The organism is Rheinheimera mesophila, from assembly GCF_000986865.1.
Classification (GTDB): Bacteria; Pseudomonadota; Gammaproteobacteria; order Enterobacterales; family Alteromonadaceae; genus Pararheinheimera; species Pararheinheimera mesophila.
The window spans coordinates 149,604-163,026 of record NZ_LAVS01000003.1 but is presented as its reverse complement, the minus strand read 5'-3'; the positions used below and the strand labels follow the sequence as shown (position 1 = coordinate 163,026).

Genomic DNA, 13,423 nt, shown 5'->3' with positions numbered 1-13,423 from the left:
ACAGCACCATGAGTATCTGGATGGCAGCGGTTACCCAGCCGCATTAAACGCAGACGCCATACATAAGCTGGCCCGCATAGTCGCTGTGGTCAATGAATTTGACAATCTTTGTCACCCGCAGGATATGTCGCAGGCCCGCTCACCGCACCATGCCTTATCCGTGATGTATAAAACCATGAAAGGCAAGCTGGGTGATCTGGAAATGAAGATGATGATCAAGATGATGGGGATTTATCCACCCGGAACCGTAGTTCTGCTGTCGGATCAAAGAGTAGGCATTGTTATGGCCGTGAACTCTGACTCCATGCTCTACCCCGATGTGTTGATTTATGATGCCGACGTGCCCCGGCTTGAAGCGGCTATCGTCACTTTAGAAGCCAACAAACTGTCGATTGAAAAAGTCATCAAGCCAAAAGCCTTACCCCCGGAAGTTTTCGCCTATTTAAACCCAAGAGCTCAGGTGAGTTATTTTGTTCAACAAAAAAATTAAGTCAGCTCAACGACTTCAGCTCATTATTCCGGACTGGAGCATTTTTTGCTACTGAGCTGCGTCATTTCGCTTTATAATGTCAGACCAGTTGTAAAGCTCCCTTTAACTTCTGTATACAAATCAGTGATCAGCTGTCAGGATGTAGTACGCTGAATTTTTAAACTGCTGTTTTGCAGACGACTTAACGTGGTTAATAAAGTGGTTTTATTGATCACCGGACAGAACTAAAAATTTATGAATAGTCATCCAGACTCAGAATTACTGATCTCTTTTATCTGGTTATTGACCCTGATCGCAGGTATAGCCTGGGGTTTTATGGTCAGGCCCTTACGTATAGCGCCCAAAGCCAGTGCCAGATTCTTTTTTGCTAATCTATCGTTAGGCTCTGGTATTTACCTGCTGAGCTTACAGAGCACAGCAAACAATTTCCTCCGTTGGTTTATCGCAGACTTGGCCATTTTGACCAGTTTTATGCTGATTGGCTGGGGCATACAACAACTCTTCAAATTTCGCGCAACCACAAGCCGTGATAGTTCGGTCCTTCTGCTCACCGCCTTGTTGATGCTGGTCACTCATCTGTATCAACCTGATACGGTGGTGTTAGGTATCTTGTTTTCAGTCACGGCAACGCTGTTTTTATACTCAGCCAGCAGTACCAACTTTCGGGCTATTCAAAAGGATTTTGGCAAGGTCGCAGCCTGTCTGATGTCTGCACCTTTATTTGTCGTGACGCTGATTTTTTTCGCCCGAACCCTGATCTTGCTCTGGCCAGAAACCAAAGCCGATGCCTTTGTTGCAACCTATACCGCAGAGGCTGTGCCACTGTTATGGTGTTATGTGGTCCTGACGCTAACGATCAATATCGTGATGATAGGAGGCGCCCTAGCCCGTCTGGTGGCTAAAATCCGTCAGTTTGCCGAGCGGGATCAACTGACAGGCTTATGGAATCGCAGAGCTGTGCTGAAAAAACTGCAGGAAATGCATGAGCTGTGGCAAAAGCAGCAGCAAAGCTATAGCCTGATTTTATTAGACTTAGATCACTTTAAACGGATCAATGACAGTTTAGGACATGATGCCGGAGATGCCGCTTTGCGTCGCTGTGCCACAACCCTGTCCGCCGTGGTTCGTACTCAGGATCTGGTCAGTCGTTATGGCGGTGAAGAATTTCTGCTGTTATTCCCTGGGGTCACAGCGGTTGAACTACCACTGATCGCAGAAAAGATCAGAACAACGCTGGCTGGCTGTCAGTTAATCTGGCACAACATTCCCATAGAACTCAGTGCCAGTCTGGGTTATGTCACAGTATATCCGGGTGCCAAAGCCGAACATTTGCTGACATTGGCCGACAAAGCTATGTATCAGGCTAAAGCCGAGGGTCGAAATCGGGCTTGTCTGGCAAATCCTCAATAAATGGCGGCGGGTTAGTAGCTGAAACAGCACCGATACTGTGGAGCAGATGCCGGATGATCCGTTCCGCCTGCTGTTTATACAGAGGCCACTGCAAATAATTGCCCTGAGTCAGCACCACGACCATCTCCAGCTCAGGAAACACGGCAATATACTGACCGCCATCTCCTTCAGCGGTGTAATACGAAATACCGTCTTGCTGTCGTAACCAGAAGTAGTAGCCGTAATCGCCCGCCACACTTGTGGCCTGGCGACGGGTCATTTGTCGCACCCACCCGGCAGGCAATACCTGCTCCCCCTGCCATTGCCCCTGCTGCAGATATAACACCCCGAGTTTGAGCATATCCCGGGGTCTGAGCCATAAACGAGCCGCCCCTTCAGGCAATCCATCGGGTTGGGTTTCCCAGCGATAGGAGCCGAAACCCAACTTATCAAATAGATGCTGTTTAGCCCAAAGTTGCAACGGCTGCTTCAGCTCACGCTGTATCAGTTGCAACACCAGGTTAGGTAAAGCACTGTTATAAGCCCAGCTAGTACCGGGTCCGGTATTGGGCTGTTGCAACAGATAATCGACAAAATTTTGCTGCTGCCAAAGCTTCAGCAAAGCATCCCCTGTCCATTCATCCCAGACAAAACCAGCCTGCATCGACAATAACTGGTGCAGGCTAATGCTGGCTTTTATCGGATCAGCCTGGATCATCGGATGCTCAGGTAATAGCTGTGCCAAAGTGCTGTCGACAGTCAAAGCTGTCTGCTGTATGGCGATTCCGGCTAAGGTAGCCGTGACGGCTTTTGTAACAGACGCCACATAATGGGGTTGCTCTGCAGACCAGACAAACTCCTGCTGACCTTTGACCAGGCTAATGCCTTGCTCAAAATGGATAAAGTCGTTATTGCCTTTTTGATAGTACTCCAGCACCAAAGCGCCGGATTTATACAACAGCAGACTATGCACCTGCTGATAACCCGGCTTGATTTTATTTTCAATCTGCAACAACAGTTGCTGCACTGCGGCTTGATTAAGCCCTGCATCAGCAGCACTTTTTCGTGGTAAATACAGCTCAGACTCAAAGGACTGAGCAAGAACAGCCGAGGCATCTGGTACGAATAACTGCGATGCTGCGGCGCTGGCCAAAGCGCAGTACCCCAACAAGCCGACGGCTACACTTTTGCCCGCACCGCCTGGCACAGTGTTAAAACTCCAGAGTCCGGCCAAGGCGTTGACTTTGCAGCGCCAGCTCTATCAGGCGAATACCTTGCAAAGCTTCAGTGACAGAAACCAGGTGGGGTCTGGCTTGCTGTAAACCAGCGACCAGGTGCTGGTAAAACCTTTGATAGTTGCCAGCCAGAGTTGGATAAGGCCGCTGCCCCCCGGCATCGGCTAGTACACCATACATGACTTCTGCTTCCTGCCCCCAGCCTACACCTGTGGGATGCTGGCCAGCCCTTAGTGCATCTTCTTGCGGATCCAAACCTGTTTTATGATAAGACCCCAAATCCCCCTGCAGAATAAAACGCGTGGTTGGATGTGCCGAAAACGGGCTGGAATGCAGCACCACTTCTTTGTCGGCGTAATGCAACAACAGGTGAAAATAATCCACAGTTTCGCTGCCCTGACGTAAGGCACGACAACGGGCTGTCAGTGCCTGTGGTGGGCCAAATAAGGCAAGGGCCTGATCAATCAGATGTGGCCCCAAATCATACAAAATCCCACTTCCCTCTCCTTCCTGCTCACGCCAGCGTGGCCGTGGTACAGGCCGGAAACGGTCAAAGTGCGATTCAAAGTAGCGGATAGTTCCGAGTTGACCTGAACTGAGCAACTGCTGCAACGTCAGAAAATCGCCATCAAATCGTCTGTTATGGTAGACAAATAACTGACGTTGTTGCTTGTCCGCCAGCTCAAATAGCTGCTGCCCTTGCTCTTCTGTCAATACAAAGGGCTTCTCCACCAGTACATGTTTTCCAGCCAGCAAGGCTTGTTTTGCCAACGGGTGATGACTGTCGTTAGGTGAGGTGATCACCACAAGCTCGGCGTCAGAAAGCTCGATAAGCTGATCGCCACTTGAGTAATGCTGTATATCCGGATAATCCAGCCTTAATTCGGGCTGACGACTACTGATCGCCACTAATTCAAGTTCGGGTTGCAGTCGAATAAAAGGCAAATGAAAGGTTTTGGCGGACAAACCATAACCAACAACGGCAGTTTTGATCATAAAAGCTCAAGTCACAGAAAACGCATCTGGACCTAGTGTAATACGGCAAATACAAAGAGGGAGAGAAATATCCGAGAAAACAGTAGCGTATGGTACGGGTGAGCACCATGGATGGTTGCGAATACAAAAAAACCAGCTCAAGGCTGGTTGATTCTTACTGGATGTTAAACCAGTAAAATGGCGGAGCGGACGGGACTCGAACCCGCGACCCCCGGCGTGACAGGCCGGCCATGCTTTAATAGAGAGCAACCGACTGAACTGATGTCGCCAGACAGCATGCAAAATTTAGCCGTAAAAAAACCAGCTCTAGGCTGGTTGTTTTGTTTACTGAGTCACAAACCCAGTAAAATGGCGGAGCGGACGGGACTCGAACCCGCGACCCCCGGCGTGACAGGCCGGTATTCTAACCGACTGAACTACCGCTCCGCGCTGGAGTGAGCTTTTGCTCTAGAGGCTGGTTTGCTGAAATGGCGGAGCGGACGGGACTCGAACCCGCGACCCCCGGCGTGACAGGCCGGTATTCTAACCGACTGAACTACCGCTCCGGAATCAGACAAACGATAAATGCTTAAGTGGCGGAGCGGACGGGACTCGAACCCGCGACCCCCGGCGTGACAGGCCGGTATTCTAACCGACTGAACTACCGCTCCGAAGAAGCATTTATTAAATTGGCGGAGCGGACGGGACTCGAACCCGCGACCCCCGGCGTGACAGGCCGGTATTCTAACCGACTGAACTACCGCTCCGCGCCAATACAGCGCAGCATTTTCAATTGGGTATGCTGCGTTGCGGCGGGAATAATACGGATTCACCGGTGGGCCGTCAACGACTTTTTTGCCGCTTTTGTTTATTCCTTAATCATCCGGCAAAGAAAGTTCCAGAATGTCGTTTTTCTTGTCGTTTTTTTGCGCTGGCTTGGTCATTTTTACTTCGCCCGGCCCCGGCATCGCAATAGAATCCAAATCCATTGAGTTATTCTTTTTCGCAAACAAGGTTTTAAAAGAACGGTCGGTCGCTACCATCCAGATAGCAAAACCACCACCGCCAAGAATCACCAGATTACTCAGGATCACTAAAGCCCAGGGAAAAGAGGTTTCCTCCTGTTTAACCGGCTCGCTGACCGCAGGCGTTAAAGAGGCTTTTGCCAATTCAATTGCTGCAGCAGCTTCTGTGTTGGCCTCGCTACCTGCAGGTGCCACAGGCTCAGGCTCAATCACTTCGGCGACAAAAGAAGCCACAGGTAAGGTAATCACCACATCACGTCCGGTCACGGTTTGGGCAAACAAGGTACTTTCCACCCTGTACGTACCGCTGGCGTAGTTAACAATTTTCAGTTTTTTGTCGGCCTCAGCGCTTTCCCCCAGGGTAAAGCTTTGCACTTCATTATTAGGAAAACGAACTTTGCCCTGCAGCGCAACAGACTTCGGATTAATCACCGGATCCGTGACTTTAAAGGTTAGCCAATGCAAGTCCTCCGCCTTTGTCGCTTGAGCGACCTCGAAACTAATCGGGCTTTTATGCAGAATCACTGGTTCCTGGACCACTTCCCGTGTGTACAAAGGGGTTTTGACCACAAATTTAGGTTGCCACTGCCCTGGTTTCATATCGAGTTTAAATTCACCCGTGAAAATACCATCCCGTGGTTTTTCATCAAAATTGCGTCCATCATCGGCAAAGGTCGTCAGTTCAATCACGCCAGCACCAAAATTGTCGTACTCGGCGTTGTTACTGCTGATAAACAATACATCCAGGCGCAATAAGTCACGGAAATCTTTAGCGACTATAGGTTTCCCACCATTGGTCAGCGTTGCGGTTACTTTAATAATTTCGCCCGCCATCAAATGCTCAGGTAAGGGATCGACTTTGAGTTCAATCTCTGTCAGTACCATGATTTTACTTTCAGGCAAAATTTGCCCTATGGCTTGCCAGGGCCCCGGGGTTGGCTGTTTTATTTTGATCAAATCATAGGTTTGATCGTCATACCATCGCACATCCTGATCCTCTGCATTGACGACATTAATTTTGCTGCCATCAGGCCTGACTAAGATCACGGAGGGAGAGCCACGTTTACGGAAGAACACCATGGTAATTTCTTCCACTTCGTAGTCGATGCGAAACCTGTTATCAAACAGTGGGATCTGATTTTTCGCAGGTAAGTCAGGCAATAAACTTAAACCGGTAGGATCCTCAGCGACAGGCTCAGCATCCACTGGCGCTGGGCTATCCTGCGCGACAAGTTGTAAACTGATGCACAGCAACAACAAAGAAATTAGTTTCGCCACAAGCAGCAGCCTCCTTTTTTCTGTACCAAATCCAGACGCTGCTCATGCAACTGCAATTCAGCTTCAGAGGCAAACACCACAGGTAAACGACTGGTTCTCTTCAGTTGCCCCACCACCACATTTTGCTGCGTTGTGGCTTGTTCATCATTCGCCAGGTTTAAGCTGACCTGTCCCCCTGTCATTGCCAGATACACATCAGCCAGTATCTCAGCATCCAATAATGCGCCGTGTAAAGTACGGTGGCTGTTATTGATATCGTAACGACGGCACAAGGCATCGAGGTTATTTTTTTGTCCCGGATGCGCCTCACGGGCCATTTTTAGAGTATCCAGCACAGCACATAGATCAGTGACAGGTGCCAGAGCCGGGCGCAGCAAACTAAATTCGTGATTGATAAAGCCGACGTCAAATGCGGCGTTATGGATCACCAGTTCTGCCCCCGCTATATACTGGCAAAACTGCTGAGCTATATCGGCAAAGCGGGGTTTACCAATTAAAAACTCATTGGTAATGCCGTGAACCGCTATAGCTTCCTGATCAATCAGCCGATCAGGTTGTAAATAAACATGGAAATTGTTGCCGGTCAGCCTGCGGTTGACCAGCTCCACACAACCAATTTCGATGATTCGGTGGCCTTCCTGTGGGTTTAAACCTGTGGTTTCGGTATCCAGTACTATTTGTCTTTTCAGCATTCTGATTCGTGTTCTTGCCGCTTTTACGTTAGATTATACGCCGATTTCAGTTGTGGGAAGTATCGATGCGTAAAAGGGTGGCGATTTACACAGACGGGTCTTGTCTTGGAAACCCGGGGCCTGGTGGTTATGGCGTAGTTTTACGCTACCAACAACACCAAAAAGAAATGTCTGCAGGTTACCAACAAACCACCAATAATCGGATGGAACTATTGGCGGCTATCGTTGGCCTTGAGAGTCTGAAACACCCCTGTGAGGTGGACCTGACCACAGACAGTCAATATGTGCGTTTGGGTATCACGCAGTGGCTGAGCAACTGGAAAAAAAACAACTGGAAAACCAGCCAGAAACAGCCGGTGAAAAATCAGGACTTATGGCGCCGTCTGGATGCCGCTTGTCAGGGACATCAGGTGAACTGGCATTGGGTCAAAGGTCATGCCGGTCACCCGGAAAACGAGCGTTGTGATGAATTAGCCCGGGTTGCGGCTACACATCAGGCGACTGAAGTGGACGAAGGTTTTCAAGCGTCCATCTGATAGGCGACCGCGCAGTCAGCGGATGATAGGCCACAACAGTGACACTGCGGTCACAATCAGCAATACAGAGAAGCTTTTACGCACCCAGAGTTGTGGCAGGTAAGCGGACACCACAACGCCAAGCAAGCTGCCACCGGCACCGATCAAACCTAACCAACCAATCAACTGCAGTGGTAAAGCTTCTCCCTGAAGGGACATTAGTGCGTAATGGCTGATAAACCCAGTGCTGCTTTGCAGAAAAATAAGTGCCAGGCTACAGGCGATGGCGCCAGACATCGGAATAGCAGTCACTGCCAGCAGCAGTGGCACAATCAAAAAGCCCCCCCCTACGCCTACTAATCCGGTTAATAATCCCAGACTCATTGCCACACTAGCCAACAGCCAGCCAGAGTTAATTTTCCATTGCCAAATCGTCTTACGCCACATATTGGCAGCACTGACCAGCATCAACATGGCAAGGATCAATAACTGTATCGAGGAGTGCAGCCATTGCGCTAAAACGACACCAAGCAGAGTGCCGAAAAAAGCCGGCACGGCAAAACGTCCAAACAAAGCAAAATCCAGATGACGACGCCACAAATAGGGCAGTAACGCAATAAAACTGATTTGGGCGACCACACCCAAAGAGGAAACTATGGCGACTTTTTCCGGTAAATGCACTAAATGTACCAGTACAGGCACGGTCAGGATCGATCCTCCTGAACCTAACAAGCCTACACTCAAGCCAATAATTAAGGCCGAAATCAGGACCAGAGCCGACATAAAAAACCCGCCACTTCTTAATAACTAAAAGAAATATTAAACTTCACTTAAGGAATAAGCAAGTTGAAGGGGCGGTGTATCCGCATAAAAAAAGGCCAGCGCTGGCTGACCTTGGATAACTAAACAGTACTGGTTTAATCGGCTTTTAATAACGCCTCGACTTCTTTGACAAAATCAGCATCGTCCGGCGACACTTTACTGCCGAAATGCTTCACCTGCTGCTCGTCTTTGCTCACCAAATACTTATTAAAGTTCCAGGATGGCTTTTCACCTGTTTTGGCAATTAAGGCTTTAAATACCGGGTTGGCGTCATCACCCCGCACAGCGCTTGTGGCAAACATGGGGAAAGTCACACCGTAGTTGATGTAGCAAACTTCCGCCGTTTTTTCGGCGTCATCATGCTCCTGCATAAAATCGTCAGATGGAAAACCCAATACGACTAAGCCCTGGTCTTTGTACTTCTCATACAAGCCCTGCAGCGCGGTGAATTGTGGAGTAAAGCCACATTTACTGGCCGTATTGACGATTAATAAGGTCTTGCCTTTGTAGGTTTCACATAAATCCAGTGTTTCTTTTTTACGTAACTGTGGCAGTGAATGACCAAGGATTTCGCCGCAGCTATTCGCAAAAACTGTCCCACTTGCACTGAGCAACAGCGTTGCAGTCAGCATCTTCTTTATTGTTTTCATTGGTAGCTCCTGTGATTACATGCTGTGAACTGTTACGGACCAAGTCAGATGCTGGATCTGAGCTTTGGTAACAGACCGTGGTCCAGACCAGGTTCTTTCATGCCATGATAAAAAAGGCGGCCTGAGCCGCCCTTATCGTTCCTGGCAATACCGCCAACTATTGCACTAAAGCCAGAGCTTCTAAAATTTCACGCGGCTCCACTTCAGGGCCATTTAAAGACTCATCCCAGTTGGTGCCAATCAACACGCCATCGTCATACATTTCCTGCAACCAGCCTTCACAGAACACATCCAGCGGAATAGCTTCTGGTTTGTAGTCTGACCATTCGTCCGAGCAATGCACTAAAGCCGCTTGCTGATTCGACCAGAATGGCATCACGTCTGTATCTTCAAAATCAACAGACTCCACCACCAACAAGTCTTCGCCATTGGCTAAAGTCCAAACCACACCATGGGTTTTGGCTTCTGCAATAAAATTTTGAAACACCGGATCATGTGAATATTCGCCCATGGCAACCACCTTTCTCTGAACACTAAGTTGAATTGGCACTATTAGAGCAGAAAACCCGATTAAAGACGAATTAAAATCCCCTTTCCTCTGCGCTGCTGTTCCCCTGTTTTTTAAAAATAACGTACAATTGCCGCATTCTAACCAACAAGATGAGTGACTCTATGGCTCAGTATATTTACAGCATGTACCGCATGTCGAAAGTGGTGCCGCCTAAGCGCACTATTTTAAAAGACATTTCGCTGTCGTTTTTCCCTGGTGCAAAAATTGGTGTGTTGGGTTTAAACGGTTCAGGTAAATCCAGCCTGTTGCGCATTATGGCAGGCGTGGATAAAGAGTTTGATGGTGAAGCCCGTGCTTTATCTGGTATCAATATTGGCTATTTGCCACAGGAACCAGAACTGGATCCGGAAAAAACAGTTCGCGCCGTGGTGGAAGAAGCTGTCGCTGATGTGAAAAACGCCTTAACCCGTTTGGATCAGGTCTACGCCGCTTACGCGGAAGAAAATGCCGACTTCGACGCTTTAGCCCGTGAGCAAGGTGAGCTGGAAGCTATTATTCAGGCCAAAGACGGTCATAACCTTGACAATATTCTCGACCGCGCTGCCGATGCGCTGCGTCTGCCGCCATGGGATGCGCTGATTAAGCATTTATCGGGTGGTGAACGCCGCCGGGTTGCGATTTGCCGTTTATTGTTAGAAAAACCAGATATGTTACTGCTGGACGAACCGACCAACCACCTGGATGCTGAATCTGTGGCCTGGTTAGAGCGCTTCCTGCACGATTACACTGGCACTGTAGTGGCTATTACCCACGACCGTTATTTCCTTGATAACGTCGCTGGCTGGATTTTAGAGCTGGACCGCGGTGAAGGTATTCCGTGGGAAGGTAACTACTCGTCCTGGTTAGAGCAAAAAGATGCCCGTCTGGAGCAGGAAGAACGCAGCGAAAACGCCCGTCAGCGCTCTATCAAACAGGAATTGGAATGGGTGCGTACCAATCCCAAAGGCCGTCATGCTAAGAGCAAAGCCCGTATGGCCCGTTTTGAAGAGCTGCAAAGCCAGGACTTCCAGAAACGTAACGAAACCAACGAGTTGTTTATTCCGCCAGGACCACGTTTAGGCGATAAAGTGCTGGAAGTGAAAAACCTGCGTAAAACCTTTGGTGACCGCGTGCTGATTGACGATTTAAGTTTCAGCATTCCTAAAGGCGCCATAGTGGGTATTATCGGCCCGAACGGTGCCGGCAAATCGACGCTGTTTAAGATGATCACTGGGTCGGAACAACCTGATGCAGGCACTATAGAAGTGGGCGAAACTGTGCAAATTGCCAGCGTCGATCAGTTCCGTGACAGCATGAATCCGAAAAATACCGTGTGGCAGGAAATCTCCAACGGTCAGGACATTCTGCAGATTGGCAACTTCCAAATTCCAAGCCGTGCTTATGTCGGTCGCTTTAACTTTAAAGGCAACGATCAGCAGAAGTTTATCGGCGAGTTGTCCGGTGGTGAGCGTAACCGTGTGCATTTGGCGGCGCTGTTAAAAGCTGGCGGCAACATGTTGTTACTCGACGAACCAACCAACGATTTGGACGTTGAAACTTTACGGGCTCTGGAAAACGCCATCCTCGACTTCCCGGGCTGTGCCATGGTGATCTCGCACGACCGTTGGTTCCTGGACCGTATTGCCACTCATATTCTGGATTACCGCGACGAAGGCAAAGTGAACTTCTTCGAAGGTAACTATTCAGACTACGAGACCTGGATGAAAGCCACTTACGGTGCTGATGCAATGCAACCACACCGGATCAAATACAAAAAGATCTGATTAAAAAAAGGGGGTAAAGCCAAAGCTTTCCCCCCTTTTTACTCTGGTTTGCTGTTTACACTGCGTCTTCGTTTTCTTCGCCTGTGCGGATACGAATCACACGCTCGACATCAAACACAAAAATTTTGCCATCCCCAATGCGGCCTGTCTGAGCCGTTTTGATAATAGCCTCGATACAACGCTCCACTTGCTCGTCCGGCAGCACCAGTTCAATTTTTACTTTAGGTAAAAAGTCGACCATATACTCAGCACCACGGTACAGTTCAGTATGGCCTTTCTGCCGACCAAAGCCTTTGACCTCAGTCACTGTCATGCCGGTGATATTAATTTCGGCCAGAGCTTCGCGTACATCGTCTAACTTAAACGGCTTAATAATAGCTTCAACTTTTTTCATGACTTCCTCAGCGCTGTTTCCGCATCCACGATGTGATGGGGTATCTTCTGTCTTTACCAAAGTTGCGGCTGGTCACTTTTGGACCCACGGCCGACTGGCGTCTTTTGTATTCGTTGATATCAATCAGGTTTAACACCCGACGAACTGTCGCTTCATCATAGCCCATCGCCACTATGGCGGGCAGTGACTTGTCGTGCTCGACATAAGCTTCAATCATGGCGTCTAAATCATCATAAGGTGGCAGATTGTCCTGGTCGGTTTGATCCGGCGCCAGCTCAGCCGATGGCGGTCTGTCGATCACCCGTTGTGGGATCACAGGCGAGAGGCTGTTGCGATAGTCTGCCAAACGATACACCAATGTTTTTGGCACATCTTTAATCACCGCAAAACCACCACACATATCGCCGTATAGGGTGCAGTAACCGACCGCGTTTTCGCTTTTATTGCCTGTAGTCAGCAGCATACGGCCGGTTTTGTTCGACATCGCCATCAACAGTACACCACGAATACGGGCCTGCAGGTTCTCTTCTGTCGTATCTTTTCCTTTGCCTTTAAACAGCGGTGTGAGTTGCTGCATAAAGCTGTTGTACATAGGCTCAATAGAGACTGAATCAAACTCAACACCCATCACCTGGGCCTGAGCTTTGGCATCTTCCACACTCATCGACGAAGTGTAAGCAAAAGGCAGCATCAGGGCCTGTACTTTATCGGCCCCTATTGCATCCACAGCTATCGCCAGCGTTAAGGCCGAATCAATACCACCGGATAAACCTAAAACAGCACCAGGAAAACCATTGTGCTGAATATAATGGCGGGTCGCCATCACTAAAGCAGCATAGACTTCGGCTTCAACCGATAAGCGGGGTGCAAGCTCCGTATGGCCATACTGCTGACCAGGGACCGCTAAATTGACAGTCGCCAGTTCAGGTTCACAGGCTTTACCACGGAACACTAATTGCGCATCCGGGCTCACGACCAGCGACTGGCCATCAAACACCAGCTCATCCTGTCCTACGACTTGATTGACGTAGACAAACCCCAGATGCAGATGTTTAGCTAAGGTTTGTAACAGCTCTTCACGCTGCTGCGCTTTGCCTATTTCATAAGGCGACGCGTTTAATACCAGAGCCCAGTCAGCGCCTTGCTCTTTGGCTAAAGCGGCCGGAGCACCTTGCCAGACATCTTCACAAATCAGTACGGAAAAACGTTGGCCTTTGAGCTCAAAACAACAGGCTTCAGTACCTTCAGTGAAATAACGTTTTTCATCAAACACGCCATAATTAGGCAGCGCCTGTTTGTAATAACGCGCTATCACTGCCCCGTTTTGAATGACAGAAGCGGCGTTATACAAGGCTTCGCCATCACGCCATGGGTGGCCCAGCACCAGCGTATTAGGCAACTTAGCGGCACAAATCTGTTGCAGACTTTGCTCGACCAGTAACTGAAAGTCAGGCCGCAGCAATAAGTCTTCCGGCGGGTAACCTGTTAAGGTCAGTTCAGGAAATAACAACAGATCGCTTTGACTGCCTGCGGCAATCTCCAGCACTTTAGCAGTATTTTGCGCCACAGCAGCCACAATAAAGGGCTGTTGTACCAGGGTAATAGAGACAGCAGAGGACATCTG

The 13,423-nt window shown here is 49.1% G+C and carries 13 protein-coding genes and 5 tRNA genes; 4 read left to right on the top strand and 14 right to left on the bottom strand.

The window, feature by feature from the left end; all coding sequences use genetic code 11:
• The coding region (locus SD53_RS02795; RefSeq protein ID WP_046518687.1) for an HD-GYP domain-containing protein at positions 1 to 490 on the top strand (490 nt) is incomplete at its 5' end.
• Positions 491 to 724: 234 nt separating this feature from the next.
• Positions 725 to 1,900 (top strand): GGDEF domain-containing protein, encoded by a 1,176-nt coding sequence (locus SD53_RS02790; RefSeq protein ID WP_046518686.1) that lies wholly within the window; start codon positions 725 to 727, stop codon positions 1,898 to 1,900.
• Here the strand turns inward: SD53_RS02790 and SD53_RS02785 are convergent.
• From SD53_RS02785 to dnaQ, 9 genes are all read right to left on the bottom strand, one after another.
• Positions 1,854 to 3,086: a serine hydrolase domain-containing protein gene (locus tag SD53_RS02785; protein WP_241481742.1), complete on the bottom strand. Its 1,233-nt coding sequence runs from the start codon at positions 3,084 to 3,086 to the stop codon at positions 1,854 to 1,856. The two genes, SD53_RS02790 and SD53_RS02785, sit on opposite strands and share 47 nt — an antisense overlap.
• Positions 3,087 to 3,090: 4 nt before the next feature.
• Positions 3,091 to 4,110, bottom strand: a complete 1,020-nt coding sequence (locus SD53_RS02780; protein WP_046518685.1) for an oxidoreductase — start codon at positions 4,108 to 4,110, stop codon at positions 3,091 to 3,093.
• Positions 4,111 to 4,288: 178 nt separating this feature from the next.
• Positions 4,289 to 4,369, bottom strand: a tRNA-Asp gene (locus tag SD53_RS02775).
• A 90-nt stretch (positions 4,370 to 4,459) separates the two neighbouring features.
• A tRNA-Asp gene (locus tag SD53_RS02770) sits at positions 4,460 to 4,536 on the bottom strand.
• Between the two features lie 42 nt (positions 4,537 to 4,578).
• Positions 4,579 to 4,655 (bottom strand) — tRNA-Asp (locus SD53_RS02765).
• A 28-nt stretch (positions 4,656 to 4,683) separates the two neighbouring features.
• Positions 4,684 to 4,760: transfer RNA gene (locus tag SD53_RS02760), tRNA-Asp, on the bottom strand.
• Positions 4,761 to 4,779: 19 nt separating this feature from the next.
• Positions 4,780 to 4,856, bottom strand: a tRNA-Asp gene (locus SD53_RS02755).
• 108 nt (positions 4,857 to 4,964) lie between these two features.
• Complete coding sequence (locus SD53_RS02750; protein ID WP_052749227.1) at positions 4,965 to 6,392, bottom strand: TIGR03503 family protein; 1,428 nt, start codon at positions 6,390 to 6,392, stop codon at positions 4,965 to 4,967.
• Entirely contained in the window at positions 6,380 to 7,084 is a 705-nt protein-coding gene (gene dnaQ / locus SD53_RS02745) for a DNA polymerase III subunit epsilon (RefSeq protein WP_046518684.1), read from the bottom strand. Before dnaQ ends, SD53_RS02750 begins: the two co-directional genes overlap by 13 nt.
• 65 nt (positions 7,085 to 7,149) lie before the next feature.
• On the opposite strand from dnaQ, the gene rnhA reads away from it, so the two are divergent.
• Positions 7,150 to 7,620: a ribonuclease HI gene (rnhA, locus tag SD53_RS02740; RefSeq protein ID WP_046518683.1), complete on the top strand. Its 471-nt coding sequence runs from the start codon at positions 7,150 to 7,152 to the stop codon at positions 7,618 to 7,620.
• Positions 7,621 to 7,635: 15 nt separating this feature from the next.
• Here the strand turns inward: rnhA and SD53_RS02735 are convergent, their stop codons facing one another.
• The 3 genes from SD53_RS02735 to SD53_RS02725 all read right to left on the bottom strand — a co-directional run bounded on the left by SD53_RS02735 (position 7,636) and on the right by SD53_RS02725 (position 9,582).
• Positions 7,636 to 8,382, bottom strand: coding sequence for a sulfite exporter TauE/SafE family protein (locus SD53_RS02735; RefSeq protein WP_046518682.1), 747 nt, complete (start codon positions 8,380 to 8,382; stop codon positions 7,636 to 7,638).
• A 134-nt stretch (positions 8,383 to 8,516) separates the two neighbouring features.
• On the bottom strand, positions 8,517 to 9,071 hold the full coding sequence (locus SD53_RS02730; RefSeq protein WP_106693124.1) for a glutathione peroxidase: 555 nt from the start codon (positions 9,069 to 9,071) through the stop codon (positions 8,517 to 8,519).
• 157 nt (positions 9,072 to 9,228) lie between these two features.
• Positions 9,229 to 9,582, bottom strand: coding sequence for a DUF2750 domain-containing protein (locus tag SD53_RS02725; protein ID WP_046518680.1), 354 nt, complete (start codon positions 9,580 to 9,582; stop codon positions 9,229 to 9,231).
• A gap of 161 nt (positions 9,583 to 9,743) precedes the next feature.
• Here SD53_RS02725 and ettA point away from each other — a divergent pair, with 161 nt between their 5' ends.
• Positions 9,744 to 11,405, top strand: coding sequence for an energy-dependent translational throttle protein EttA (ettA, locus tag SD53_RS02720; protein ID WP_046518679.1), 1,662 nt, complete (start codon positions 9,744 to 9,746; stop codon positions 11,403 to 11,405).
• A 55-nt stretch (positions 11,406 to 11,460) separates the two neighbouring features.
• Here ettA and glnB read toward each other — a convergent pair whose 3' ends face one another.
• Both glnB and SD53_RS02710 read right to left on the bottom strand, forming a co-directional pair.
• A complete protein-coding gene (gene glnB / locus SD53_RS02715) occupies positions 11,461 to 11,799 on the bottom strand; it encodes a nitrogen regulatory protein P-II (RefSeq protein WP_046518678.1) in 339 nt (112 codons plus the stop codon).
• Between the two features lie 7 nt (positions 11,800 to 11,806).
• Positions 11,807 to 13,420: an NAD+ synthase gene (locus SD53_RS02710; protein WP_046518677.1), complete on the bottom strand. Its 1,614-nt coding sequence runs from the start codon at positions 13,418 to 13,420 to the stop codon at positions 11,807 to 11,809.
• Positions 13,421 to 13,423 lie beyond the last annotated feature (3 nt).